Here is a 25,057-nt window from a genome sequence, read left to right on the forward strand (position 1 = left end):
CAGCCGAGCGAGCAACCGACCGAGCCATCGACCGTGACGCGGATCGCACCGACCGCACTCCGGATCGCGCCTCCGACGGCGCCCCCGCCGGCCCCGAGGACCGATCTGAGGACCGATCCGCGGACCGTACTGCCGACCGATCCGCCGACCGGTCCGCGGACCGGTCCCCCGGCCGTTCCCCCGCCCGCGACACGGACATCGAGCGGCGCCGCAAGCGCGCGCTGTTCCTGCGGGAGCTGAACGAGGCCAAGGAGCTGCGCGAGCGGGTCCAGCCGCGACGCGCCCGGGTCGCCCGGCTCCGTCAGCAAATGCGGATGCGCACCTTCCGTTGGTGACCGCGCCGGGCGCGTGACCGGGTACGGATCACGTATACGCCGCATACGCGCCGCGTACACAGCGTGACGGATCAGTACCGTACGGGTGACCGTTCCGGGCCCCCGATGGCCGGACTTTCCAGAGAAGTGACGAAGACCTGGCACGTCGCGGTGCAGAAGACCCTTCGCAACGCCCCGGTTTCTGCCACGATGCCGAGTGGGTGGGGCCAACGGAAGTCGAAAGCGGCCCCCATCCGGTCCGGACGGCCTGAGACCCTGTGGGAGAGTCACGGTGTACTTCGCCGCACTGCTCGCGCGCACCGAGGACGGTTGGCAAGCGAGCGAACCCGATCTCGACGATGTGGAAACCCTCGCCGATCTGAGCGATCTGGCCCGCGCGGCCGGCGACGAGGAGGAAACGGTTCTGGTCTTCATCGAACAGGAGGACGCCTGGTTCGGCGTCATCCGTGTGGACGGTGAAGAGGATCCCAGGATCTATGTGTCCGACGCGGCTGCCGCCGCCCGCAGTTCGTACGGGGAGATCCTGCTCACCGACGAAGTGCTGGGCCGCGACCCCGAGGACCTGGACGAACTCGTGGACCTCGACGGCACCGAGGACGGCGAGGACGACGAGACCGAGGACGCCGTGGCGGGCCCCTCGGAAGACCACGTGCCGACCGGTCCGCTCGGCGAAACCGACATCCTCACGGATCTCGGCATGAGCACCAGGGAACTGCTGGCGCTCAGCGGTGACGGCGCGCTGACCGGTGAGGCGCTCGGCGAGATCGCCGACGCGCTGGGGTGCGGGGACGTGCTGGAGGCGGTCCGCTGACAGACCCTCTGAAGGACCCCTGGGTCGCCGCGATGCGGCTGGCCCTTGAAGAGGCGGCACAGGCCCCGCTCACCGGTGACGTACCGGTGGGCGCGGTCGTGCTGGCCCCCGACGGCACGGTGCTGTCCCGTGCCCGCAACGAGCGCGAGGCCACCGGCGATCCGACCGCCCACGCCGAGGTCCTCGCCATCCGCCGCGCCGCCGCCTCCGTCGGCGGCTGGCGCCTGACCGGCTGCACCCTCGCGGTCACCCTCGAACCGTGCACCATGTGCGCGGGCGCGATCGTCCTCTCCCGGCTCGACCGCGTCGTCTACGGCGCCGCCGACGACAAGGCGGGCGCCGCCGGTTCCCTCTGGGACGTCGTCCGCGACCGCCGCCTCAACCACCGCCCCGAAGTCATCCCCGACGTCCTCCCCACCCCCTCCGCCGCCCTCCTCACCCGCTTCTTCCGTACAACCGATTTCTGACCACCCCCCCGCGTGGGCTAGGATCTCTCTCGGTAGCGTGTCCGAGCGGCCTAAGGAGCACGCCTCGAAAGCGTGTGAGGGGGCAACTCCTCCGTGGGTTCAAATCCCACCGCTACCGCCATGAACAGCGAAGTTGAGGGGCCCGACCGCACTGCGGTCGGGCCCCTCAACGTGTTCGTCGGAGGGCCGTTCGCCGGGGAACCCTTCGTGGCCGTTACTCGTCGTCGTAGCGCTTGAAGTCGCTGGTGTCGATGGTCCAGGGGCCGAAGGGGACCTGGTCGCCGAAGACGTAGGGGAGCACGGTGGAGTAGTGCGGGCCGCTGGAGCCGGGGGCGGGATCGGCGTAGGTGAAGACGAGACCCTTGCGAGGGTCGATGAGCAGGTAGAGCGGGATGCCCATCGCGGGGTAGTCGGCGGCCTTCTCGACGTAGTCGTTGTCCGGGTTGGACTCGGAGACCACCTCGACCACCGCGAGCAGGTCAGCGGGGTCGACTGTCGGTTTCGGCTCTTCCAGGATGTCGAGCGGGAGGACGACGGCGTCCGGTCGGCGCATCCGCCCCACCGCCGGGTGCTCCACTTCGGCACCTGACTGGGCGACGATGTCACGGTCCGGATGCGTGGCCGGGAGCTGAGCGTTCAACTGGCGGACGACGCGGGTGGCGATGGCCTCGTGGCGGTTGACCGGGCTCATCATCACGACGACCCCGGCAGCTCCGATCTCGATCGCCCAGGCACCTTGCATGCGGTCCGCCAGCGGCCAGAGCTCCTCCGCGATCTTCCGCATACGTGCGTAGACCTGCGGGTCCGCTGCTTCGGTCACGACTCCTCCGTACGGTGGGTTCAACCGGCACCCGAGCCAGTGAAGCGCCTGCAACCGACTGACGCGGTTGCTCCTGCGAGTCTGCATGCCCCCGCGGCCATCGCCAAGGCGGACTTGCCCCGGCCTGCGGCGTTCCGGGACCGGCCGAAGAACGACGATCCATGAGCGCATGGCTCCCAAGCCGCGCCGCGCGCCTGTCGCCCCCCAAACGGCTCTACCTTCTTGATCGGGTTGATCGAGCCATTCGTAGGGTTGGGTCGCCCAGGGGTGACCGGCGGTGAGCCCGCGCTGCTGCTGGCGCTGCTGGTCAGCCACGGCCAGGAGGTCCTCACCCGCGTGGTCAACCGCCTGCGCGGCACCCCGCTGTCCATGTTCCCGGCCCTGGAGAGGGCCCTGGACACGGCCAACACCGGTCCACTCAGGCTGCTGACGGGCTGCCAGACTCCGCATGCGATCCGCCGTGCCGGGGTCACTCGGCTGGCGATGGCCCTCAACGAGCATGTTGTCGAGCTGGACAAGCTCATCGAGGACCGGTTTCGCGAGCACGAGCTCGCTGACATCGTGCTGAGCGTCCCGGGCATCGGCACGACTCTCGGAGCCGAGTTCCTCGCCGCCGTCGGTGGCAGCCTGGACAGGTTCGACTCCCCAGACGCCTTGGCGGCCTTCGCCGACGTCGCCGCGGTGAAGGCGCATGGAAGAATCGACGTATGCAGTCTTTTTCCGCCAGCCCCGACAGTCTGAGCGGACCCCTGCCCCTCCTTGACGACGAAGGGACGAGCTGGATTCTTCATCGCAAGCGGCTTGACCTGCGCATCGTCCGTCGGCTGGTCAAGGACGCCACCACACTTGTCCTCTGGGGAGACATGGGCGGTATGAGCCCCCGGCTCACGACGGCGGCCGAACGTCCCCTGCTCTGGGACCGGATCAAAGACGAGTACATGGGCCCCGGCGGAACATGGTCGACCGGCCGCTACCTGGCTCACGAGTTCCGCGCCGAGCCGGGACGCCGCATGCTCTACGTCGAGGACCACTGCTGAGCTCCGCGCGCAGCGATTGAGTCGGAACCCGTTTCCGCGAACGGAGTCATCGACAACAGCATTAGGAAGCTGGGACATCACTGCTCCCAAGCCTCACCTCTTCAGTGACCAGCGGTTACTCAATAAACCCGACCCGCTCCCCCGGTAGAATCGGAGCCATGCCCTCCCCCGTGAACGCCACGACCGGCGAAGGCGCGCCGCGGTGGCCGGCGGGGTCGACGCACGACGAATTCCTCGCGGTGCCGGGTGACGCGGCCCGCGCCTCGCGCCCGCACCGGCGCAATCCCCAGGCCCTCGAACCCGGCGACGGCGAACCGCGGTTCGGCCTCTTCCCCGACGTCCTCCCGCGCGGCCTGCCCGCGACCGAACCGACGACCCCCCGCCCGTAACCGATGCCCGCCACGTCGGAGCGCCTGGTCTGGTACGTGTCGTACGGCTCCAACATGTCGCTGGCGCGCCTGCGTTGCTACCTGACGGGCGGCACGGCCCAGGACACCGCGGACGGCGGCGGGCGTACATATCCCGGTTGCCGCGACCCGCGGATGCCGGAGCGCTCGGTGGGGATCGAGCTGCCGGGGACGGTGTACTTCGCCACCTGGTCGCCGGTCTGGCACGGCGGACGCGCCTTCTACGACCCGCTGGCCCCCGGCCGCGCCTGGGCCCGCGCCCACCTCCTGACCCTCGGTCAGTTCTCGGACATCGCCGCCCAGGAGATGTACGCCGCCCCCGGCCACGACCTCGACCTCACCCGGGTCCTCGCCGAGGGCCGCGACCGCCTCGGCCCCGGCCGCTACGAAACCCTCCTCCACCTCGGCGACCTCGAAACCCACCCCCTCCTCACCTTCACCGCCCCCTGGCACGCCCCCGACGCCCGGTCGGTCCCCCCGTCCCCCGCCTACCTCGCCCACCTCGCCGCGGGCCTCCGCGAAGCCCACACCTGGCCCCCCGAAGCGATCACGACCTACCTCGCGGGCCTCACGTCGCGGAGTACGGCTCGATGAGCGGTCGCGGATCACGTACTCCGCGAACGATCTCCTCCGGCACCCCGGGGCCCTGTGCGTAGTAGCGCCCCTGCGCTTCACCGTGGGCCGACAGCCATCCCGCCCTGACGAGTTCACGGATGTCACGTTGGGCCTGCTGCTCGCTCAACTCCGCGTCCGCCTGGTACGTCGCCCGCCGGACCCGGTTTCCCATCAGGGCCGGGTACAGGGCGTACAGCGTGCGCTCGGGCAGCCCTTGTCGCTCGACGGCCTCCTCAAGCGCGGACCACACCGTGCGGGTGGTCTCGACCTGCCGCTGTACGGCCTGGGCCTGTTGATGGTGGGCGCGCAGGCAGAACCGGACCCAGGCGCGGGTGTCCCGGTCCGGCGTCCAGACCGGGCCGCCGACCTCCGCCAGTACGTCGTAGTAGCGATAGGTGTTGCGGGCCCGGCCCAGCCACTCCTCAATACTGGAGAACTCCGGCGCGACGATCCCTTCCCGCGCCAGGACCAAGGTCTGGAGCGCGCGGGACATCCGGCCGTTTCCGTCCGTCCAGGGGTGGATCGCGACGAGATTGAGGTGCGCCATCGCGGCTCGCACCAGAGCGGGCGCTTCCAGGTCGCCCTCGTTGAGCCAGACGACCAGTTCCGCGATGAGATCCGGCACCGAGTCGGCGTCAGGCGCGGTGTAGGCCGCGATGGTCGGGTCCTCGGGTGAGGTCACGTACACCGCACCGGACCTCCACCAGCCCGGACGTTTGAGCAGGTGGTGGCCTTGCATCATGAAGTGCAGACCGTTGAGCAGACCCTTGCCGTAGGCGAAGTCCGGCCCGGCGTCCGTCAGTCGCTGGATGTACGTCATGGCCTGCCGGTAGCCCTCGATCTCGGCGGAGACCGTCTGGTCGGCCTCGATCGGCGCCTCGCCGAGCATGATGTCTTCGACATCGGCGACGCTCGCCGCGTATCCCTCGATCGTGTTCGAGCCGGCGATCGCCCGCGCTGTCAGATTGCGGCGGAGCTGCCCCTCCCAACGGCGCGGCGTCCGCAGGTGGAGCCGGAGCCGGTCGCGCATCCCCTCGATCTCACCGAGGACCCGCTCATCCACGTCGTCCAGGCCAGGCGTTTCATACAACATGACGCAATGACACCATCATCCCGTCAATACGTCAAACCGTCTCTCAACGCGACCTACCTCGCGGGGCTGGCCGGGGTGGCCTGATCTCGTCGCGCGGGGGGCGTTCCCCTTGGGGGGCGGACTCCGTACGTTCGTACGGAGTCGGGGTCGCGTTCACCGAAGGGCGGATCGGCGAAGGCGGCGCGCCGGTCGGTGTGTCCTGATATGTCTGGTGTGGGCGGCACGAGAGCGAAGGTGGGATCGGGAGCATGGACCTGGCTGAGTGGACGAGGAGCCGAGGGGGGGTCCGGCGCAGACACGCACACCAGGGGTACGCGCACCGCGGACACGCGCACCGCGGGCGGATCGCGCTGGCCGCGACGGCCCTGACCGCCGCCGCCGTGCTGGCCGTGGCGCCGGGGGCGTCCGGGGCATCCGGCGCTCCGGGACCCGAGGCCGCGACCGCCACGCCGGTCAAACACGTCGTGGTCATCTTCGACGAGAACGTCTCCTTCGACCACTACTTCGGTACGTATCCGCAGGCCGCGAACACCGACGGCACGCGCTTCACGGCCGCCCCCGGCACCCCGGCCCCGGTGAATCTGCTCAGCGACGGCTCCCGGCTGCTGACGCACAACCCGAACCAGTACCAGCCGCGCCGCCTGAGCCCGTCGCAGGCGCTCACCTGCGACCAGAACCACAGCTACACGCCCGAGCAGCAGGCGTACGACGGCGGCGCGATGGACCAATTCGTGCAGCACACGAGCAGCGACAAGTGCTCGGGCCTGTACGGGAGTCCGGGCCTGACGATGGACTACTTCGACGGGAACACCGTCACCGCGCTGTGGAACTACGCCCAGAACTACACGCTGGGCGACAACAGCTTCGGCGACGTCTTCGGCCCCTCCACGCCCGGCGCGCTCGGCCTGGTCTCCGGGCAGACGCACGGCGGCGTCTCGATCGACCCGAAGACCGGCGAGCAGGTCCCGGTGGAGCGGTCCACGACCGTACGCAGCCCCGACCCGACGACCGGGGTCGGCACGGTCGTCACCGACCCGGACCCGGCGTACGACGACTGCTCGGACAACAACCACACCGCGAGCGGCCAGCTCACCGCGATGCGCGGCCGCAACGTCGGGGACCTGCTCAACGACAAGGGCGTGAGCTGGGGCTGGTTCCAGGGCGGCTTCGCGCCGACGTCCTCGCCGGGCGGCACGGCGGTCTGCGGCGCGACCCACGCCAATGTCGGCGGCAACGCGTCGGTGGACTACTCGCCGCACCACGAGCCGTTCCAGTACTACGAGTCGACGGCGAATCCGCACCACCTGCCGCCGACGTCCGCCGCGATGATCGGCCGCCAGGACCGGGCCAACCACCAGTACGACCTGACCGACTTCGACACGGCGCTCGCGGCCGGGAATCTGCCCGCGGTGTCGTTCCTGAAGGCGGCCGAGTACCAGGACGGGCACGCGGGCTACTCCGACCCGCTGGACGAGCAGCACTTCCTGGTCCGCGAGATCAACGCGGTCCAGCGGTCGCCGCAGTGGGCGAGCACGGCGGTGATAGTGGCGTACGACGACTCCGACGGCTGGTACGACCAGGTCGCCGCCGCGATCACCAACGGCTCCACCGACGCGGGCGCGGACACCGCGATGTGCGCCGACGGCCCGCCCGCGGCAGGCGGCTACCTCGACCGCTGCGGTCCGGGACCCCGGCTGCCGCTGCTGGTCGTGTCCCCTTACACCCGGCGCGATCACGTCGAGCACGCGCTGACCACCCAGTCGTCCGTCCTGCGCTTCATCGAGGACAACTGGGGTACGGGCCGGATCGGCGACGGCTCCTTCGACGCGACCGCGCACCCGCTCGACCCGATGTTCGACTTCGCCCGGCCCCAGCAGCGCGCGGTGCTGCTGAACGCGGACGGCTCGGTCGCGAAGACCGTGCCGGTACGGGTGGCGCCCGGCCGCCGGACCCCGCTCCCGGAAGGCGCGTCGGGCGGTACGGCGAGCGGTACGACCACGGGTACCAGCAGCGGTACGAGCAGGGGTACGACCACGGGTACGAGCAGCGGTACCAGCAGCGGTACGAGCAGGGGTACGGCGTCGGCCGCGGACGCCACGACGGCGGGACCGGGTACGGGCGCGCCCGCCGCCTCGGGGCCGGGCGCCCGGCTGACCGGCACGGAGATCGCCGGCGGGTCCGCCCTGGTGGTGCTGCTGGCGGCGGCGGGCGGCACATGGCTGCTGCTGCTCCGGCGCCGCAGGACGTGACGGCGGGCGGCCGGAAACAAAGCGACGGCAAAGCGAGGTCAAGGGGCGGTAAGCCGCGGCAAGCGGCGGCAAGCGGTGCCGACAGGCCGACCCCACGCTCCGGACCTGCCGCAAACCCGAGCCCGACCTTCATCTTCTAAGAGGATGATTGGGACAACAGGCCGTCTGATTACGCCATCTGATGGATAGACTTCCGTGATTGCACACTTGTGACCGTCGGTGCGGGCTGCGGGCTGGGGAGGGCAAAGGCGCATGGCGCAGGCGAAGAAGATCACCATGTACGTACTGGTGATCTTCATCCTCTACACGATCATCAATCAGCCGGCCCGAGCCGCTGATCTCGTCCAGGTAGGCTTCCAGGGCATATCGAACGCCGCGAAGAGCATCGGGAAGTTCATGCACGACCTGGCCAACTGACCGGCGGGCCGTCCCGGCCGTTCCGGCGGCGCACCACCAGTACCCAGCGGCACGCGGCGGCATGCCGGCGGCGAGGGAGTCCCATGATCCGGCATCTGGTCCTGTTCAGGCTCAACGAGGGCGTGCGGCAGGACGAACCACGTGTCCAGGCGGGCGCGCGGGCCTTCGCCGAGCTCGGCGAGAAGGTGCCCGAAACGCTCTCCTGGGAGTGCGGCTGGAACATCACGGACCGCCCGATCGCCTACGACTTCGCCATCAATTCCACCGTCGCGGACGCGGCGGCGCTGACGGCGTATCTCGAACACCCGGAGCACCGGGCGGCCGTCGCGCTCTGGTCGGAGTTCGCCACCTGGGTGATCGCGGACCTGGAGATCTGACCCCCCGGCCGAGCGCACGACGAGCGTTCGCGCGCCCCCCGCCGACCGGTGGGGGGCGTTTTCGCGCCCTTTGAGCCCCCTCGCGCGCCACCTCCGCGCACCCTTCGCTCCGGATTCACACCGCCGGACGGGGGACTTCCGGGCCGCCGGTTCGTACAACACGGCAATATGCGGTGCTTGCACAAAGCGGACATGAATTGTGATGCTATGACCGCTTTTGCCGGATGAGTGGACCGATAAGGGGTGTGGTGTGCCGGTGTCGGCCCATACGGCGTCAACAACGTATCCCCGAGGCAGAACCCGTACGCCCAGTGCCAACGCGGCGGACGCGAGAGCGCTCACCCAGGTGCTCTTCGAGCAGATCACCAAGCTGGAGCCCGGCACCCCCGAGCACGCACGGGTGCGGGCCGCGCTGATCGAGGTGAATCTGCCGCTGGTGCGCTACGCGGCGGCCCGCTTCAGGAGCCGCAACGAACCGATGGAGGACGTGGTCCAGGTCGGCACGATCGGCCTGATCAACGCGATCGACCGGTTCGACCCGGAGCGCGGCGTGCAGTTCCCGACCTTCGCGATGCCGACCGTCGTCGGCGAGATCAAACGTTACTTCAGGGACAACGTGCGGACCGTGCACGTGCCGCGCCGCCTGCACGAGCTGTGGGTCCAGGTGAGCGGCGCGATCGAGGACCTGACCGTGCTGCACGGCAGGTCGCCGACGACGGCCGAGATCGCCGAGCGGCTCAAGCTCGCCGAGGAGGAGGTGCTGGCGTGCCTGGAGGCGGGCCGCGCCTACCACGCGACCTCACTGGAGGCGGCGCAGGAGGGCGACGGGGCGCCGGGGCTGCTCGACCGGCTCGGCTACGAGGACCCGGCGCTGTCCGGGGTCGAGCACCGCGACCTCGTCCGCCATCTTCTGGTCCAGCTTCCCGAGCGGGAGCGGCGAATCCTGTTGCTCCGCTACTTCGGCAACCTGACGCAGTCCCAGATCAGTGCGGAACTGGGGGTTTCGCAGATGCACGTGTCCCGTCTGCTGTCCCGGAGCTTCGCGCGGCTGAGGTCCGCAAACCAGCTCGAAGCGTAGCTGAAGAGGATTAAGTCACCTGCACGGATATGTCGACATGGCGCTACAGCGTGTTGCCGACATGTGACATTCTGCGGGTACCGCGTTTGTCGCGAGCCGGCCTCCGGTATTCCAGTGGAGGAACAACCGTCGCTCGCGACACCCGTCCGCGACCTCAAGGGGGTGGCATGTCCGTACAGGTGGGCAGTCCCAAGGTGCTCAAGCCCGACACGGCGACCGCACCGCACGATGCTCTTCACGGCGAGGCCATCGACACCCGCACGCTGTCCCGATCGCTGTTCCTGCGCCTCGCGGAACTGCCGGTGGACAGCCCGGAACGCACCTATGTACGTGACACGCTCATCGAGCTGAATCTGCCACTCGTGCGGTACGCAGCCGCTCGCTTCCGCAGTCGGAACGAGCCGATGGAGGACATCGTCCAGGTCGGCACGATCGGCCTGATCAAGGCGATCGACCGCTTCGACTGCGAGCGCGGGGTGGAGTTCCCGACCTTCGCGATGCCGACGATCGTCGGTGAGGTGAAGCGATTCTTCCGCGACACCTCCTGGTCGGTCCGGGTCCCGCGCCGCCTCCAGGAACTGCGGCTGGCGCTCACCAAGGCCAGCGACGACCTCTCCCAGAAGCTGGACAGGTCGCCGACGGTCGCCGAACTGGCGGTCTGCCTCGGGGTGTCGGAGGAGGACGTCGTCGACGGCCTCGCGGTGGGCAACGCGTACACCGCCAGCTCGCTGGACTCCCCGCCGCCCGAGGACGACGGCGGCGAGGGCACCCTCGCGGACCGCCTCGGCTACGAGGACACCGCGCTCGAAGGCGTCGAGTACCGCGAGTCGCTCAAGCCGCTGCTGGCCCAACTGCCGCCGCGCGAACGGCAGATCATCATGCTGCGGTTCTTCGCGAACATGACGCAGTCGCAGATCGGCGAGGAGGTCGGCATCTCCCAGATGCACGTCTCCCGGCTGCTCACCCGCACCCTCGCACAGCTCCGTGACGGCCTCACCGCAGAGGCATGAGGTGGCACTGACGGGGTGGTGACGACCTGACACCCCGTCAGTAAACTGACGTGATGGTCGCGTTGGTCTCGTACGTCGCGTTGAGGAAGACCCAAGCACTGCTGCGCACCACGGCTCCGGCGCTCGCCGCGCTGGGCCTGCTCGTCATGGCCACCGGCTGCGCGGGCGGCGGCACCACCGGCCATGTCGCGATCGGCGGCGTCGGCCCCTCCCCGAGCGCTCCCGACGTCCCCCCGGACGGCGACGTGGTCCTGGTCCCGCTCGACGGCCCGGCCCCCGGCGCCGCGAAGCCGTCCCGTACACCCTCGGGCACGGACACCGGCACGGGGCCGCGTACACCCTCCTCCGGAGCGCCCCGGACACCCTCCTCGCCCCACGGGACCCCCACGACCCCCGGCGGACCGGCCAGCGGCTCGACGGCCCAAGCGGGCGGCGGCACGGACTCCGGTACGGGACCGGGCTCGGCTACGGGCGGCGGCACGGGTTCAGGGGGTACGAGTTCAGGCGGCACGGGTTCAGGGGGCACGGGACCGGGCGGTACGGGCTCGGGCGGTACGGGCTCGGGCGGCGGGTCCGGTGGGGCCACGACGGCGCCGCCGACGGCCGCGCGGCTGACCGTGAGCGCGCCCACGCGTACGGCGGACGCGGACCGCTGGTGCGAGAAGGTCGCCGTCACCTTCACCAACGCCGGGGGTCTGCCGGTGACGGCGGGCACGGTCACCTTCGGCACCCACATCATCGGCGGGCTCGGCATCGACTGGGCGACCGTGGAGACGGCGAAGCCCGTGCCGGTGCCGCTGGCGGGCGGGGCGTCGCGCACCGCCTCCTGGGACCTGTGCGTGGACGCCTGGCGGGTGCCGCTGGGCATGCACATCGAGACCAGGGACGTCACGCTGTCCTGACCGGCGCCGTCCTGGCTCCGACCCGGTCCCGGCCTGTCCCCCGATCCGCCCGTGGACCCAAGGACAGCCCGACAACGGACCCGTCAAGACCCGTCCACGGACCTGCCCACCGACCTGCCTGCCGACCTGTCCACGGACATCCGTGGCGATATGCCCCCGTTGGCACATCCTGCTGCGTAGGGACGGGCAGGCCGGGCGGTCAGCGCATCGCGAGCGCGACCACTCCGATGACCACGGCCACCGCCACGATCACACCGATCACGAGGCCGACCTTGCTGCGGCCCTGCGCCCGCTGCACCTCGGCGGCGGGCGGCTGCTCGTCGACGAAGGCACGGAACATCTGGGTGTTGCCGGCCGGGTCGTAGTTGTTCTCAGGGTTCGACATGCCGCCTGACCCTAGCGTCTCGACGGAAGGGCCCGCACCCCCGGCCCGCCCGGCGGCCACACGGCCTCCGGCCCGAGCCGTTCAGGCAACCCGGACACGTACCTCTTGGGCGGATACAGGCGTTTCCTTTGCTGAATCTTTGCCGCGATTCCGGGCAAAGAATTTGTCTGGCACAACCAACTACTTTACAGTTGCTTCAGGCAACCAAAGATCACAGCGGACTCACAGGCAGCTCCCGCAGCGGAAGGACAGGTGACCGTCGCATGGCGGACCGCGAGCAGTGCGTGGAACTCGCACACCAGCTCCGCACCACCTTCGTCGTCAGCCGCGAGATCGCCCGGGGGCTGCCGCCCGAGACCCCGCTCACGGCGGTCATGGTGCTCGGCGCCCTCGACCGCCACGGCGAGCTGCGGATGAGCAGGCTCGCCGAACTCCTCGACGTCGACATGTCCGTGACGAGCCGTCATGTCGCCTTCGGCGTCGAGCGCGGCTGGATCGACCGGGCCCCCGACCCGCTGGACCGCCGCTCACGGCTGCTGCGGCTCACCGAACACGGCACGCGGACACTGCGGTCCTCGTCCGACCGGGCCGCCGCCGTGGTCGCCGACCATCTGGCCGACTGGCCGGACGCCGACGTGGCCCGGCTCTCCGAACTGCTCGCCCGGCTGCGTGACAGCTTCGGCGACTGCCGCTCCGCCGCCTCGCGCGGCGGCGCCCACCACATATCGCGCGCCCAGACGGGCTGAAGAGGACTGAAGATGGCAACAACAACCCAGGCCGGCAAGCGGGACGGGCAGGCACCGGAACCGGGCCACGGCGGCCAGGAATCCGCGCCCATGTCGCACCGGCAGATCATGGAGGCGCTGTCCGGGCTGCTGCTCGGCCTGTTCGTGGCGATCCTGTCGTCCACGATCGTCTCCAACGCCCTGCCCCGCATACTCGCCGACATCGGCGGCGGGCAGAGCGCGTACACCTGGGTGGTCACCGCCTCGCTTCTCGCGGTCACCGCGACCACCCCGATCTGGGGCAAGCTCTCCGACCTGTTCAGCAAGAAGCTGCTGATCCAGCTCTCGCTGGTGATCTACGTGGTCGGCTCGATCGTGGCCGGCTTCTCCACCAACCCCGGCATGCTGATCGCCTGCCGCCTGGTCCAGGGCGTCGGCGCGGGCGGTCTGTCCGCGCTGTCGCAGGTGATCATGGCCGCGATGATCTCGCCCCGGGAGCGCGGCCGTTACAGCGGCTACCTCGGCGCGACCTTCGCCATCGCGACCGTCGGCGGCCCGCTGATCGGCGGTGTCATCGTCGACTCCACGCTCGGCTGGCGCTGGTGCTTCTACGTCGGTGTGCCGTTCGCCGTCGCCGCGCTGGTCGTGCTCCAGAAGACGCTGCACCTGCCGGTGGTCAAGCGGAAGGTGCGGATCGACTGGACCGGCGCCTTCCTGATCACCGCGGCCGTCTCGCTGCTCATGGTGTGGATCTCGCTCGCCGGTGAGAGCTACGCGTGGGTGTCCTGGCAGAGCTACGTGATGGTGCCGCTGTCCCTCGTGCTCGGCGCGCTGTTCGTCTACACCGAGACCCGCGCGGCCGAACCGATCGTCCCGCTGCGGCTGTTCCGCAACAAGACGATCACCCTCACCTCGATCGCGAGCCTCTTCGTCGGTATCGCGATGTTCGCCGGCACGGTCTTCCTGAGCCAGTACTTCCAGCTCGCCCGCGGCAAGACCCCGACGATGTCCGGCATCATGACGATCCCGCTGATCGGCGGCCTGTTCATCGCCTCGACCGTCTCCGGCCAGATCATCACCCGCACCGGCCGCTGGAAGGCGTTCCTGGTCTCCGGCGCGGTCCTGCTCACCGCGGGCTCCGCGACCCTCGGCCTGATCCGCAACGACACCCCGTACTGGGAAGTCGCCGTCTACATGGCCCTGTTGGGCCTCGGCGTCGGCATGATGATGCAGAATCTGGTGCTCGCCGTGCAGAACCAGGTCTCCGTCGCGGACCTCGGCTCGGCCAGCTCCCTGGTCACCTTCTTCCGCTCGCTGGGCGGCGCGGTCGGCGTCACCGCGCTCGGCGCGGTGCTCGGCAACCGCGTCACGCACTTCGTCACCACGGGCCTCGCCGACCACCACATCACCGGCGCCGGGACCGGCGGCGGCATCCCGGACGTCGAGCAACTGCCCGCCCCCGTCAGGGGGATCGTGGAGAGCGCGTACGGCCACGGCATCGGCGACGTCTTCCTGTACGCCGCGCCCTTCGCCCTGCTCTCCTTCCTGCTGGTGATCTTCGTCAAGGAGACCGCCCTGCGCACCCGCAGCGGTTTGCAGCAGGCTGAGGCGGGTACGGGCCGGGCGGCGGAAGTCGCCGTCGCGGAGCTGGCGGCGGCCGAGACAGGCGCGGCGGACATCGCCGCCACCCAGACGGGTACGCCCGAGGCGGAAGCCGTCCGGGACCGGTCGGGCGACCAGACCCGGTAACCGGGAGGGCCGGTCACCCGGCCCGCAGGAACTCCCGGCCGACTGTCCTGTTCCCACAGCGGAGAGGTCCAGGGCGGCGGACGGGACCGGGTCCCGGAGGACGGCCGGAGCAGGGGACGGCCGAGGCCGTCCACCGGGACCCAGCACGAAGGGCGTGCCGCCGGAGCCGATGTCACGGCACGGCGGCCCGCCCCCTCTCGTCGGACGCCGTTTCGGCGTATGGCCGCAGGCGCCTGCGGCCGCATCCGCGGGTGCCCGACGTAGGGTGCTGGCATGGCTCCCAACATCGCCACGAATACGTCCGTCACGCTGGATGAGCTGCTGGAGTTCGTGCGCCCGCGGCACCGCGCGATCCTGCTCACCACCCGTTCCGACGGCCGCCCGCAGGCGTCCCCGCTCACCTGCGGGGTCGACGACTCCGGCCGGATCGTCGTGTCGACCTACCCCGAGCGGGCCAAGACGCGCAACGCCCGCCGCGATCCGCGCGCCTCGCTCGTGATCCTCTCCGACGAGTGGAACGGCCCCTGGGTGCAGGTCGACGGCACCGCCGAGGTCATCGACAGCCCCGAGTCCGTCGAGCCGCTGGTCGAGTACTTCCGCAACATCTCGGGCGAGCACCCCGACTGGGACGAGTACCGCTCCGCGATGGTGCGGCAGGGCAAGTCCCTGATCCGCGTCACCCCGGAGCGGTGGGGCCCCATCGCCACCGGCGGCTTCCCGGCCCGGCTGGCGTAGCGCGCACTCCCCGTCCCGTCGGGGGTTCCGACTCCCGCGCCCTGAGCGGTCGTTGCCCTCAGCCGCTCAGGGCGGCGGTCGGGTGGGTGCGGGCGGCGCGGATCGCCGGGTAGAGCCCGGCCACCGCGCCGATGAACAAGGTCGCGCCGACCGCGATCAGCAGGGTCACCGGCGGCACCGACAGCGGCCAGCCCTTGATGACGGCGAAGCCCGCCGTCACCGCGACGCCGAGGGCCGAGCCGAGGACGCCGCCGAGCGCCGAGAGCAGCAGGGCCTCCGCGAGGAACTGCGCCCGGATATGGCGGCGGGTGGCGCCCAGCGCGCGGCGCAGCCCGATCTCGCGGCGGCGTTCCAGCACGGAGATGATCATCGTGTTGGCCACGCCGATGCCGCCGACGAGGAGGGCCACGGAGCCGAGCCCGACGAGCAGCCCGGTGAACGCCTGGTCGGCGGCGTTCTTCGCGGCGAGCGCGTCGGAGGGCCTGGACACGGTGACCTCGTCGGGCGCCTGCGGGTTGACCGTACGGCCGAGGCGGGAGCGTACGGAGTCCACGGCCGCGTCCGCCGAGCGCTCGTACACCACGGTCGGGCTGCCGTCGTAGCCGAACTGCGAGCGCGCGACGGGGGTGCCGACCAGTGCGGAGGTGTCCAGCTCCGGGGCGAGCGGCACCGCTTCGAGGATGCCGACCACGGTGAAGTACCGGTCGCCCAGCCACACTTGGGAGCCGGGGGAGACAACTCCCAGCCGCTCGGCGGTCTTCGAGCCGAGGACGACGGCGGGGAACTTCGCGGTGGCGGCGTTGAGCCACGATCCGGCCGCGAGTCTGGCGCCCACGGTGCCGATCAGGCGGAGGTCGGCCGCGCGGGCGGTGATGCCGCCGGTGGCGTCCTTGTCGGACAAGTGGCTGCGGTACACCGGGACGCTGAGGTCGCCGTAGCCGCTGGTGCTCTCGACGCCGTCCAGGAGGCCGACCTTCGCGATCGTGTCCTGCGGCAGCTTCGTGTCCTGCCCGAAGAGGCTCTTGCCCGCCTGCGCGGTCAGCAGATTCGTACCGAGCTTGGCGAGTTGGGCGTTGAGCTTCGCCTGGCTCGACGCGGAGATGCCGACGACGGCGATCATGGCGGCGATGCCGATCGCGATGCCCAGCGCCGAGAGGAGCGCGCGGGCGGGACGGGTGCGCAGCCCGACCGTGCCGAGTCGCAGCAGGTCGCGGCCGAGCAGGCGCGAGCGGGGCGGCCTCCGGCCCGGACGCGGTGGAGAGGCCGCCGCCGTGGCCTGGGCGCTCACGCCGACGCCCTTTCGCCGGAGGCGACAGAGGACGCCCCTCGCGCCACTCCCCCGGAGGGCCCGCTGTCCCCACCGGCTCCCGCACCACCGGCCGCTCCGGCCGCCCCGACAGGTCCGGCAGGTCCGGCCTCTCCAGCAGCTTCGGCCGCTCCGGCAGGCCGGGGCGCTGTGGACGCCCCGGCCGGGCCCGAGTCCGACAGGACTCGTCCGTCGCGGATGGCGATCCGGCGGGGCAGGCGGGCGGCCAGCTCGGCGTCGTGGGTGATGACCAGGACGGTGGTGCCCTGGGCGTTGATCTCGTGCAGGAGCTCGACGACCCCCGCGCCGGAGGCCGAGTCGAGGTTGCCGGTCGGCTCGTCCGCGAGGAGCAGCGGCGGGTCGCCGACCACGGCGCGTGCAATGGCGACGCGCTGCCGCTCGCCGCCGGAGAGCTGGTTCGACTTGTGGTCGTGGCGGTGGGCGAGCCCGACGCGGTCGAGGACGGCCCGCGCGCGCTCGCGCCGCTCGGAGCGGGGGACGCCCGAATAGAGCAGCCCGTCGGCCACGTTGTCGAGCGCGGTGACGCCGTCGGCCAGGTGGAACTGCTGGAACACGAAGCCGATCCGGTGCGCGCGCAAGGCGGACAGGGCACGGTCGGAGAGGTCGTTCACATCCACCCCTTCGATGGCGACCGAGCCCGCGGTGGGCCGGTCGAGGGTCCCGATCAGGTTGAGGAGGGTCGATTTGCCGGAGCCGCTGGGGCCGACGAGCGCGACCAGTTCGCCTTTCCGAACGGTCAGGCTCACTCCCGCGCACGCGAGTACCGGAGGCTCGCCGTAACCGCGCTCGACATCGCGCAGTACGACGATGCCAACGCTGTCACCGCTGTCACCGCTGTCACCGCTGTCGCCGCTGTCGCCGCTGTCGCCGCCGCCGAACTCGTCGCGGCCGCCGCTGAGTTCCCTGGTGTCGCTCACAGTCCCGGCACCACGACCCTCTGACCCTCGGCGACGCCGTCGCCGGAGATCTCCACCCGGCCGCCCGCGAACAGGCCGGTCCTCACGGGGACGCGCGTGGTCCTGCCGTCGGGTCCGACGACCTCGACCCCGAACCGGTCGCCGTCGAGGGCCTGGAGGGCGCCGACGGGTACGGACAGCACGTGCTCGCGCGTCGCCGATGGGAAGTTGACGGTCACCGTCGCCTGCTGGAGCGCGCCCACCGCGGCGGGGTCGGCCAGCGAGACGACGACGGGGATCACCACGGCCTTGCCGGTGCCGCCCTCCTTCTCCGTGGGCACCCCGACACCGGTGATCGTGCCCTTCGTGGACGTGCCCGAGGGCAGGTCGATGGTCACCTTGCCGCCCACGACGGCCAGTTGCTGATCGGCGAGCTTGAGGTCGACGTCCACCTTCTTGTCGAGTCCCGTGATGCCGAGGACCGGCGCGCCCGCGCCGAGCCGGTCGCCGACGGACACCTTCACGGCGGCGACGCGTACGTCCCCCGGCACGAAGACGACGCGGCCGAGTTCGACGGTGCCGGTACGGCGCTGGCCCGTGGCCTTCTGCCAGGCGCGGACCGCCTCCGCGGTGCGCGCGGTGAACTTCTCGTCGGGTGCGAGGCCGAAGTACCCGAGCTTGGCGAGGCAGCGCTCCAACTGCCTGACGTCGGGCCCGTCGTCCATCCCGGCGCGGAAGGCGCGCCAGGCGGGAAGCGGCCCGCGGAAGAGGAACACCGGCACGTTGTCGACCGCGAAGAGCCGCTGGCCGAGCCTGATCCGCGTGCCGGTGGCGGGCAGTTGGGTGACCACGCCGTCCAGGCCGCCCGCGATGTCGCGCGCGACGGCGAAGGCGAGGGTGCCGGAGTTCTTGGTCGTACCGGTGAGCGTGCCGCGCTCGACCGGCGCGGTCTCGACGTGCGGGGTCTCCTTGGCGGTCGCGGGCGAGCGGTCACTGCCGTACGCGTAGATCCCGGCGGCGCCGCCGCCCCCGAGCAGGAGGACGACCGCGAGGGCGGCGCCGGTCACGGCGAAGCGTTTCCTAGCCATTGGGGCGCACGCCCCCCATGTCCGCGTTGCCGCCGCTCGCGCACTTGGCGACCACGTCCTTGGGCGCGTCCTGCGGGACGGTCAGGCCGATGACGCCCTTGCCGGGGTCGGGGACGTCCACGCCGTTGTCGCGGAAGCACTTGGCGCTCTTGAGCGCGTCCTCCTGCAACTGCTCGTCCGTCTTGTTCTCCATGCCGGGTACGGGCGGCGGGTCGCCGAGCGTCCCGCGGCACTTCGTACTGGCCTTCTCCAGCGCGGCCATCTCCGAGGCGTCCTGCGACTCGGTGACGGCGAGGCCGCCCTTGCCCGGGTCGGGGAAGTCGATGCCCTCGTCGCGCATGCACGTGGAGAAGGCGAGCTGCCAGTCCTCGAAGCTCTTCGCCTTGGCGGTGGGCTTGCCGGTGTCAGCCGTGCCGCCGCCGTCGGTGCCGCCGCCGCAGGCCCCGAGGAGCACGATCGTCAGCGGTACCGCGGCCACGGACCCGAGCAGGCGCCGGCGCTGCTTCGTAAGGAACATGGTGTCGTCCTTTCGGCGCGGCACCCCGTGGTGCCGCTCGTCCCGGACAGTCCATCGATCGCGCGGTTGCGAGGGAGTCAAGGGATTCTTTTAGCTTTTGATGACACCGCGCGCGGGCAGCGCGAAGGTCACGGTGAGCCCGCCGCCGGGGTTCGCGGCGATGCCGAGCGCCGCGTCGTGCACGTCGGCGACGGCGGCGACGATCGCCAGCCCGAGGCCGTGATGCCGCTGCCCGCCGGCGCGCCCCTCAGACCGCCCGGCCGTACGTCCCGTGCCGCGCACGAAGGGCTCGGTGAGGGAGGCGACGGTGCCTTCCGGCACCACGGGTCCGGTGTTGACCACGCGCACCTCGGCGCCGCCTTCCGGGGCCGGTCCCGTACGCACCTGGAGCGAGCCGCCCGCCACGTTGTGCCGCACCGCGTTCTGGAGGAGATTGGCGACCGCCCGGTGCAGGAGCACGGGATCGCCGACGGCCGCGGCGGGGCGGAGGTCGAGGCCGGCCCGGACGCCCGAGGCGTCGAGTTCGTCGTGCAGGTCGCGCAGCGCGTCCGCCGCGATCCGGGCGAGGTCGAGGCCGTCCCGGCGGACGCCGCGCGCGCCGATCTCGGCGAGGGTCAGCAGCGAGTCGACGGTCTCGATGTTGCGCCGGTTGGTCCGGTAGACGCGCTCGGCGACCTCGCGCAGTTCGGGGTAGCCGACCTCGGGGTCGGGCTCGCGGTCGGCCAGCGCGACCTCCAGCATCGTCTGGTTGGCCGCCAGGGGCGTCCGCAGCTCGTGGGAGGCGTTGGCCGCGAACCTGCGGTGCGCCTGGAAGGAGCTGTCGAGCTTTTCGAGCATGTCGTCGAAGGTGTCCGCGAGGTCGTGCACCTCGTCCCCGGGGCCGCGCATGCCGATGCGGTGGTCGAGCGCGCCCGTCGCGGCGAGCTTCGCGGCCGAGTTGATCGCCGCCAGCGGGCGCAGCACCCGGCCCGCGACGACCCAGCCGATCACCGCGCCGATCACCGCGAGGACGACGAGCACGACGGCCGAGACGATCAGCAGCGTGTTGAGGATGTCGGAGGCGCTGCTCAGGTGCAGGGCCGAGGCCGTGTCGGCGTCACCGTTGGTGGGGCTGACCGGCGACGGGACGACCTTCACCCCCGGCACGGACATGCCCTCCTCCAGTTTTGACGGCAGGATCGCGTACGTCGGCACGTACCGCATGAAGACGTACACGGTGCCCAGCATCAGCGCGCCGGTGGCCGTCAGAAGGGTCGCGTAGGTGAGGGTCAGGCGGGCGCGCATCGTCATCCGCGGGCGCCAGGACAGCATGCCGAGGGGGGACGTCCTGTCGGTCACGGCCGGTCCCGGTCGGTCGCGTCGGGTACGGGGGCGCCGAAGCGGTAGCCGCTGCCGGGGACGGTCTGGATCACCCACGGCTTGCCGAGCTTCTTGCGGAGGTTGGAGATGGTCACGCGGATGGTGTTCGTGAACGGGTCGGCGTTCATGTCCCACGCCTTCTCCAGCAGCCGCTCGGCGCTGAGCACACCGCCGCCGGCCCGCATGAGCAGTTCGAGGACGGCGAATTCCTTGCGGCTGAGCCGTACCTGCCGTCCGTTCCTGCTCACCTCGCGGCGGTACGGGTCGAGGCCGACCCCGGCCGCCTCCAGGGACGGGGGCGCGGCGGGCTGATTGCGCCGCTCCAGGGCGCGCAGCCGCAGGACCAGCTCGGGGAAGTCGAACGGCTTCGCGACGTAGTCGTCCGCCCCCCGCTCGAAGCCGGTGACCTTGTCGTCGAGGGTCCGCGCCGCCGTGAGCATCAGCACACGGGTACGGGGGTGGTCGGCGACGATCCGCGCGCAGACGTCGTCCCCGTGCGTGCCGGGGACATCGCGGTCGAGGACGACCACGTCGTAGTCGTTGACCGCGACGTGTTCGAGGGCGGTGTCGCCGTCGTGCACCACGTCGGCCGCGATGCTCTCCCGGCGCAGGCCGGTCTGGATCGCTTCGGCCAGGAACACCTCGTCCTCGACGATGAGCACCCGCATGGCTTCCTCGCTTCCGCCTGTTCCGCTGTTCCGTACGTCCTGGCGCGCTCACGCGTGCCGCGTACGGCATGCGTGGGGCGTACGGCGTGCGTGGGGCGTACGGCGTGCGTGGGGGTACGTCGTGGCCGTCGCAACCGTCGCGCCGGATTCAGCTAAACATGGGGTGGATTGCGAAGCCGTAAAGGAATGCGCCGCGGCGGCGCCCCCGGGTGTGCGGGGCGCCGCCGCGGCGCGGTCGGGGGACGAGAGCGTCAGGACGTGGGCGCGGTCAGGTCGTAGACCGTCGTGCCGCCCACGGTCTTGGCCGTGTAGTGGGCCTCGACCCAGGTGGTGATGGCGGACGCGGTACCGCTGCCGCCCATGCCACCGCCGCCGCCCTGGCCGCCGCCGAGGAAGTAGTGGATCTTCCCCGCGGCCACGTACTTCTGGAACTGGGCGAGGGTGGGCGAGGGGTCGCTGCCGTTGAAGCCGCCGATGGACATCACCGGCTTTCCGGTGGCGAGCTGGTAGCTGGCCTGATTCTGGGAGCCGATCGCGGCGGCGACCCAGGTGTAGTCGCCGGAATCGGCGAGGAGCAGCTTCTTCATGGCGGAGCCGACCTGGGTGCCATTGAGCAGGCCGCCCATGCCGCCGCCGTTGCCGCCGTTGCCGCCCGGGGCGCCGTCCTGGCCGGTGCGGCCGGTGCCGGGCATGGTCTGCCCGTTCTGACCGGTCTGGCCGTTCTGGCCGCCGCCGAAGGGGCCGCCCTGGCCGGTCTGCCCGTTCTGGCCGCCGGGCATGCCCTGCCCCTGACCTTGGCCCTGGCCCTGGCCGTTGGTGGGGCCGCCGCCCATGCCGGGCGGCATGCCGCCGCGGCCACCGCCACCGCCGCCGGGACGTCCGCCGCCGCCGAAGCCGCCCATGCCGCCCTGGACGGCGGGCCCCGCGGTCACGATGGAGCCGGAGTGGCCGGTGTTCACGGTGTTGAGGGTGTACGCGACGGGCCCGCCGAGCGCCGCGGCGACGCCGACGAACGCGGCGATCACGCCGAGCCGGGCGGCGACCCGTACCCCGGGCATCGCACCCGCGAGCAGCCCCGCGGCGGCGACGAATCCGCCGATCAGGACCGCGCCGCGCAGCCACGGGAGCCAGTCGGAGGAACGGTCGAGGAGTACGTACGACCACACGCCGGTGCCCGCGACGGTCACGGCGAGCACGGCCGCGGCGGCGATGTGCGTGCGCCGGGCCCACAGCAGTGCCGTGCCCATGCCGACGACGGCGGCGATGTAGGGGGCGAGGGCGATGTTGTAGTACTGGTGGAAGATCCCGGACATGAAGCTGAAGGTCGCGAAGGTGATCAGCAGCGCGCCGCCCCACACCAGGAACGCCGCGCGGACGGTGTCGGTGCGCTTGGCGCGCCAGGTCAGCCACAGTCCCGCGGCGAGCAGGACGAAGGCCGCGGGCAGCAGCCAGGCGATCTGGCCGCCCATCTCGGAGTTGAAGAGCCGCCCGATGCCGGTCTCGCCCCACATCCCGCCACCGCCACCGCCGCCACCGCGGCCCCCGCCGCCTCCGCCGACGCTGCCGGTCTCGTTGCCGGTGATGCGGCCGAAGCCGTTGTAGCCGAAGGTCAGCGACAGGAAGCTGTTGTCCTGCGAGCCGCCGATGTACGGGCGGGACGACGTCGGCCACAACTCGACGATCGTCACCCACCAGCCGCCGGACACCACCATCGCACCGCCCGCGGCGAGGAGTTGGCCGATACGGCGGCGCGGCGTCGTCGGCGCGCAGACCGCGTAGACCAACGCGAGCGGCGGCACGATCAGCCACGCCTGGAGGGTCTTGGTGAGGAAGGCGAAGCCGAGCGCGACGCCCGCGATCAGCAGCCACTTCGTCCGGGCGTCCTCCAGCGCGCGCAGCACGCCGTAGACGGCGACGACCATCAGCAACGCCAGCAGCGCGTCGGGGTTGTTGAAGCGGAACATCAGCGCCGCGACGGGGGTGAGCGCCAGGACGGCGCCCGCGATCAGGCCCGCGCCCGCGCTGAACCGGCGGCGTACGGCCGCGTACAGCACGCCGACCGTGGCGACGCCCATCAGCGCCTCCGGCACGAGGATCTGCCAGGAGCCGAGGCCGAACAGCCGCACCGACAGGGCCATCGGCCACAGCGCGGCGGGCGGCTTGTCGACGGTGATGGAATTCGCGGCGTCGGAGGAGCCGAAGAAGAACGCCTTCCAGCTCTGGCTCCCGGCCTGGACGGCCGCGGAGTAGAAGGAGTTGGCGTATCCGGCGGCGCTCAGATTCCACAGGTAGAGGACCAGGGTGCCGAGCAGCAGCGCGAAGAACGCGGGGCGCACCCAGGCGGCGTCCTCCGCCCGGCCCCGCCAGGTCCGCCGCGCGAGCCCTCCCCGGTGCCCCGCTGGTCGCGGCGCCGGTTCCGCGACCGGATGCCCGAACACGTCCGTGTCCACTGTGGTGTTGCCCGGCGCGCTCATCGCGCCCTCCTCAAGTCGTCGCGGGGGGAAGGGGTTTCGTGGGCCGGGAGGTCGGCGGACCGGGCCTCGTACGAGACGGGGCCGGCCCCCGTGACCGTCTCACCGTCGCGGCAGGCCGCCGTGACCGTCTCACCGTCGCGGCAGGCCGCCGTGACCGTCTCACCGTCGCGGAAGGCCGCGCCGCCGGTCGCGCCCTCGCGGAAAGCCGAGCCGCCGGTCGCGCCCTCGCGGAAAGCCGAGCCGCCGGTCGCACCCTCGGGGAAGACCCACGCCCGGAAGAGCAGGAATCTGAGCACCGTCGCCGCGAGGTTCGCCGCGATCAGGACGGCCAGCTCCGTGCCGTGGTCCGGGTGGGCGGTCGCCGCGTGCAGGGCGGCCAGTGAACCGCTGGTCAAGGCGAGGCCGATGGCGAAGACGACGAGGCCCTGCGCCTGGTGGCGTACGGCCTGGTCGCGCCCGCGTACGCCGAAGGTCAGCCGCCGGTTGGCGGCGGTGTTGCCGAAGGCGGAGAGCAACAGCGCCAAGGCGTTGGCCACTTGGGAGCCGGTGCCGAGCCGGAAGAGCGAGAAGAGCGCCAGGTAGACCAGCGTGCTGAGCACCCCGACGACGCAGAAGCCGACGAGCTGCCGCGCCAACCCGGCGGGCACGCCGGTGAGTTCGCGGTCGCGCGGGTCGTCCCCGAAGGGCCGCCGCAGCCGGTCGAGCGCCAACTGCCCGGTGGCCAGGGCCCGGCCGACCCGCCAGACGCCGCGCAGGTCGTCGGTGGCGGTGCGGACGAGGTCGACGCTGCTGTCCGGGTCGTCGACCCAGTCGACCGGCACCTCGTGGATGCGCAGGCCCGCGCGTTCGGCGAGCACCAGCATCTCGGTGTCGAAGAACCAGCCGGTGTCCTCGACCATCGGCAGCAGCCGCTGGGCGACATCGCCCCTGATGGCCTTGAATCCGCACTGCGCGTCGGAGAAGCGCGCGGCCAGCGAGCCGCGCAGTATCAGGTTGTAGGCGCGGGAGATGAACTCCCGCTTCGCGCCGCGCACCACCCGCGAGGAGCGGGCGAGCCGCGAGCCGATCGCCAGGTCGGAGTGGCCGGAGATCAGCGGCGCGACCAGCGGGAGCAGCGCGTTGAGGTCGGTGGACAGATCCACGTCCATGTACGCCAGCACGGGCGCGTCGGAGGCGGACCACACCGTCCTCAACGCCCTTCCGCGGCCCTTCTGTTCAAGCCTGAAGGACTCGACCTCGGGGAGTTCCGCGGCCAGCGCCTTCGCCACCGCGGACGTCAGGTCCGTACTGGCGTTGTCGGCGACGGTGATCCGGAAGGGGTAGGGGAAGGTGCCCGACAGATGCGCGTGCAGGCGGCGGACGCAGGGCTCCAGGTCGTTCTCCTCGTTGTACACGGGGATGACGACGTCGAGGACCGGGGCCGCCTGGGCACCGGGCCCGGCCGGGTGTTCCGGAGCTGTGCCCGCGGCCGGCAGGTGCTGCCGGGCGGGCAGGTTGCCGAGTTGGGTTCGCATGA

25 protein-coding genes, 1 tRNA gene and 2 pseudogenes are annotated in these 25,057 nt (G+C 71.4%); 17 read left to right on the forward strand and 11 right to left on the reverse strand.

Features of this window, described 5'->3' with window-relative positions; translation table 11 throughout:
• Positions 1–26: 26 nt before the first annotated feature.
• The 4 genes from ACIOC1_RS01735 to ACIOC1_RS01750 all read left to right on the forward strand — a co-directional run bounded on the left by ACIOC1_RS01735 (position 27) and on the right by ACIOC1_RS01750 (position 1,734).
• Entirely contained in the window at positions 27–335 is a 309-nt protein-coding gene (locus ACIOC1_RS01735) for a hypothetical protein (RefSeq protein WP_401851961.1), read from the forward strand.
• A gap of 271 nt (positions 336–606) precedes the next feature.
• Positions 607–1,146, forward strand: coding sequence for a hypothetical protein (locus ACIOC1_RS01740; RefSeq protein ID WP_355336524.1), 540 nt, complete (start codon positions 607–609; stop codon positions 1,144–1,146).
• 32 nt (positions 1,147–1,178) lie between these two features.
• On the forward strand, positions 1,179–1,613 hold the full coding sequence (locus ACIOC1_RS01745) for a nucleoside deaminase (RefSeq protein WP_355336525.1): 435 nt from the start codon (positions 1,179–1,181) through the stop codon (positions 1,611–1,613).
• 31 nt (positions 1,614–1,644) lie between these two features.
• A tRNA-Ser gene (locus ACIOC1_RS01750) sits at positions 1,645–1,734 on the forward strand.
• A gap of 93 nt (positions 1,735–1,827) precedes the next feature.
• Here the strand turns inward: ACIOC1_RS01750 and ACIOC1_RS01755 are convergent.
• Positions 1,828–2,433, reverse strand: coding sequence for a Uma2 family endonuclease (locus ACIOC1_RS01755; protein ID WP_391042308.1), 606 nt, complete (start codon positions 2,431–2,433; stop codon positions 1,828–1,830).
• Positions 2,434–2,700: 267 nt separating this feature from the next.
• Between ACIOC1_RS01755 and ACIOC1_RS01760 the strand changes: the two are divergent.
• The 4 genes and pseudogenes from ACIOC1_RS01760 to ACIOC1_RS01775 all read left to right on the forward strand — a co-directional run.
• Positions 2,701–3,111: pseudogene (locus ACIOC1_RS01760) on the forward strand (transposase); the annotation flags it as partial.
• A gap of 29 nt (positions 3,112–3,140) precedes the next feature.
• Entirely contained in the window at positions 3,141–3,470 is a 330-nt protein-coding gene (locus tag ACIOC1_RS01765) for a hypothetical protein (RefSeq protein ID WP_401851114.1), read from the forward strand.
• Positions 3,471–3,628: 158 nt separating this feature from the next.
• Positions 3,629–3,859, forward strand: coding sequence for a hypothetical protein (locus ACIOC1_RS01770; RefSeq protein ID WP_401851117.1), 231 nt, complete (start codon positions 3,629–3,631; stop codon positions 3,857–3,859).
• A gap of 3 nt (positions 3,860–3,862) precedes the next feature.
• The gene (locus ACIOC1_RS01775) at positions 3,863–4,471 is read left to right on the forward strand and encodes a histone deacetylase (protein WP_401851120.1); all 609 of its coding nucleotides are present in this window, start codon (positions 3,863–3,865) and stop codon (positions 4,469–4,471) included.
• On the opposite strand, the gene ACIOC1_RS01780 is transcribed toward ACIOC1_RS01775, so the two are convergent.
• Positions 4,446–5,585: a Fic family protein gene (locus tag ACIOC1_RS01780; protein ID WP_401851123.1), complete on the reverse strand. Its 1,140-nt coding sequence runs from the start codon at positions 5,583–5,585 to the stop codon at positions 4,446–4,448. The genes ACIOC1_RS01775 and ACIOC1_RS01780 overlap by 26 nt on opposite strands.
• Before the next feature lie 248 nt (positions 5,586–5,833).
• On the opposite strand from ACIOC1_RS01780, the gene ACIOC1_RS01785 reads away from it, so the two are divergent.
• The 6 genes from ACIOC1_RS01785 to ACIOC1_RS01810 all read left to right on the forward strand — a co-directional run bounded on the left by ACIOC1_RS01785 (position 5,834) and on the right by ACIOC1_RS01810 (position 11,618).
• Entirely contained in the window at positions 5,834–7,834 is a 2,001-nt protein-coding gene (locus ACIOC1_RS01785) for a phospholipase C (protein ID WP_401851125.1), read from the forward strand.
• Between the two features lie 252 nt (positions 7,835–8,086).
• On the forward strand, positions 8,087–8,251 hold the full coding sequence (locus tag ACIOC1_RS01790; RefSeq protein ID WP_188284483.1) for a hypothetical protein: 165 nt from the start codon (positions 8,087–8,089) through the stop codon (positions 8,249–8,251).
• Between the two features lie 83 nt (positions 8,252–8,334).
• Entirely contained in the window at positions 8,335–8,628 is a 294-nt protein-coding gene (locus tag ACIOC1_RS01795; protein ID WP_355336532.1) for a Dabb family protein, read from the forward strand.
• A 256-nt stretch (positions 8,629–8,884) separates the two neighbouring features.
• Complete coding sequence (locus tag ACIOC1_RS01800) at positions 8,885–9,706, forward strand: SigB/SigF/SigG family RNA polymerase sigma factor (protein WP_391042301.1); 822 nt, start codon at positions 8,885–8,887, stop codon at positions 9,704–9,706.
• Positions 9,707–9,873: 167 nt separating this feature from the next.
• A complete protein-coding gene (locus ACIOC1_RS01805; RefSeq protein ID WP_093712083.1) occupies positions 9,874–10,716 on the forward strand; it encodes an RNA polymerase sigma factor SigF in 843 nt (280 codons plus the stop codon).
• A 53-nt stretch (positions 10,717–10,769) separates the two neighbouring features.
• On the forward strand, positions 10,770–11,618 hold the full coding sequence (locus ACIOC1_RS01810; RefSeq protein WP_401851128.1) for a hypothetical protein: 849 nt from the start codon (positions 10,770–10,772) through the stop codon (positions 11,616–11,618).
• Positions 11,619–11,817: 199 nt separating this feature from the next.
• On the opposite strand, the gene ACIOC1_RS01815 is transcribed toward ACIOC1_RS01810, so the two are convergent.
• Positions 11,818–12,003, reverse strand: a complete 186-nt coding sequence (locus ACIOC1_RS01815; protein WP_355336534.1) for a hypothetical protein — start codon at positions 12,001–12,003, stop codon at positions 11,818–11,820.
• A 263-nt stretch (positions 12,004–12,266) separates the two neighbouring features.
• Between ACIOC1_RS01815 and ACIOC1_RS01820 the strand changes: the two genes are divergently transcribed.
• From ACIOC1_RS01820 to ACIOC1_RS01830, 3 genes and pseudogenes are all read left to right on the forward strand, one after another.
• Positions 12,267–12,749 carry a MarR family winged helix-turn-helix transcriptional regulator gene (locus tag ACIOC1_RS01820; RefSeq protein WP_355336535.1) on the forward strand — a complete coding sequence of 161 codons (483 nt, stop codon included), beginning with the start codon at positions 12,267–12,269 and terminating at the stop codon, positions 12,747–12,749.
• Between the two features lie 12 nt (positions 12,750–12,761).
• Positions 12,762–14,447 (forward strand): annotated as a pseudogene (locus ACIOC1_RS01825) (MDR family MFS transporter); the annotation flags it as partial.
• A 303-nt stretch (positions 14,448–14,750) separates the two neighbouring features.
• On the forward strand, positions 14,751–15,212 hold the full coding sequence (locus tag ACIOC1_RS01830; RefSeq protein WP_355336536.1) for a PPOX class F420-dependent oxidoreductase: 462 nt from the start codon (positions 14,751–14,753) through the stop codon (positions 15,210–15,212).
• Between the two features lie 58 nt (positions 15,213–15,270).
• Here ACIOC1_RS01830 and ACIOC1_RS01835 read toward each other — a convergent pair whose 3' ends face one another.
• The 8 genes from ACIOC1_RS01835 to ACIOC1_RS01870 all read right to left on the reverse strand — a co-directional run bounded on the left by ACIOC1_RS01835 (position 15,271) and on the right by ACIOC1_RS01870 (position 25,055).
• Entirely contained in the window at positions 15,271–16,500 is a 1,230-nt protein-coding gene (locus ACIOC1_RS01835; RefSeq protein ID WP_391042295.1) for an FtsX-like permease family protein, read from the reverse strand.
• Positions 16,497–17,348, reverse strand: coding sequence for an ABC transporter ATP-binding protein (locus tag ACIOC1_RS01840; RefSeq protein WP_401851963.1), 852 nt, complete (start codon positions 17,346–17,348; stop codon positions 16,497–16,499). Before ACIOC1_RS01840 ends, ACIOC1_RS01835 begins: the two co-directional genes overlap by 4 nt.
• Before the next feature lie 104 nt (positions 17,349–17,452).
• Positions 17,453–18,523 (reverse strand): efflux RND transporter periplasmic adaptor subunit, encoded by a 1,071-nt coding sequence (locus ACIOC1_RS01845; protein WP_401851131.1) that lies wholly within the window; start codon positions 18,521–18,523, stop codon positions 17,453–17,455.
• Positions 18,516–19,040 (reverse strand): hypothetical protein, encoded by a 525-nt coding sequence (locus ACIOC1_RS01850; RefSeq protein WP_355336538.1) that lies wholly within the window; start codon positions 19,038–19,040, stop codon positions 18,516–18,518. The genes ACIOC1_RS01845 and ACIOC1_RS01850 overlap by 8 nt, the downstream gene beginning before the upstream one ends.
• 90 nt (positions 19,041–19,130) lie before the next feature.
• On the reverse strand, positions 19,131–20,378 hold the full coding sequence (locus tag ACIOC1_RS01855) for a HAMP domain-containing sensor histidine kinase (protein ID WP_355336539.1): 1,248 nt from the start codon (positions 20,376–20,378) through the stop codon (positions 19,131–19,133).
• The gene (locus ACIOC1_RS01860) at positions 20,375–21,067 is read right to left on the reverse strand and encodes a response regulator transcription factor (RefSeq protein WP_355336540.1); all 693 of its coding nucleotides are present in this window, start codon (positions 21,065–21,067) and stop codon (positions 20,375–20,377) included. The genes ACIOC1_RS01855 and ACIOC1_RS01860 overlap by 4 nt, the downstream gene beginning before the upstream one ends.
• A gap of 251 nt (positions 21,068–21,318) precedes the next feature.
• Complete coding sequence (locus ACIOC1_RS01865) at positions 21,319–23,541, reverse strand: ArnT family glycosyltransferase (RefSeq protein ID WP_401851134.1); 2,223 nt, start codon at positions 23,539–23,541, stop codon at positions 21,319–21,321.
• On the reverse strand, positions 23,538–25,055 hold the full coding sequence (locus ACIOC1_RS01870; RefSeq protein WP_401851136.1) for a glycosyltransferase: 1,518 nt from the start codon (positions 25,053–25,055) through the stop codon (positions 23,538–23,540). Before ACIOC1_RS01870 ends, ACIOC1_RS01865 begins: the two co-directional genes overlap by 4 nt.
• Positions 25,056–25,057: the final 2 nt, after the last annotated feature.

The sequence above is a fragment of the Streptomyces sp. NPDC088197 genome (assembly GCF_044741185.1).
Lineage (GTDB): Bacteria > Actinomycetota > Actinomycetes > Streptomycetales > Streptomycetaceae > Actinacidiphila.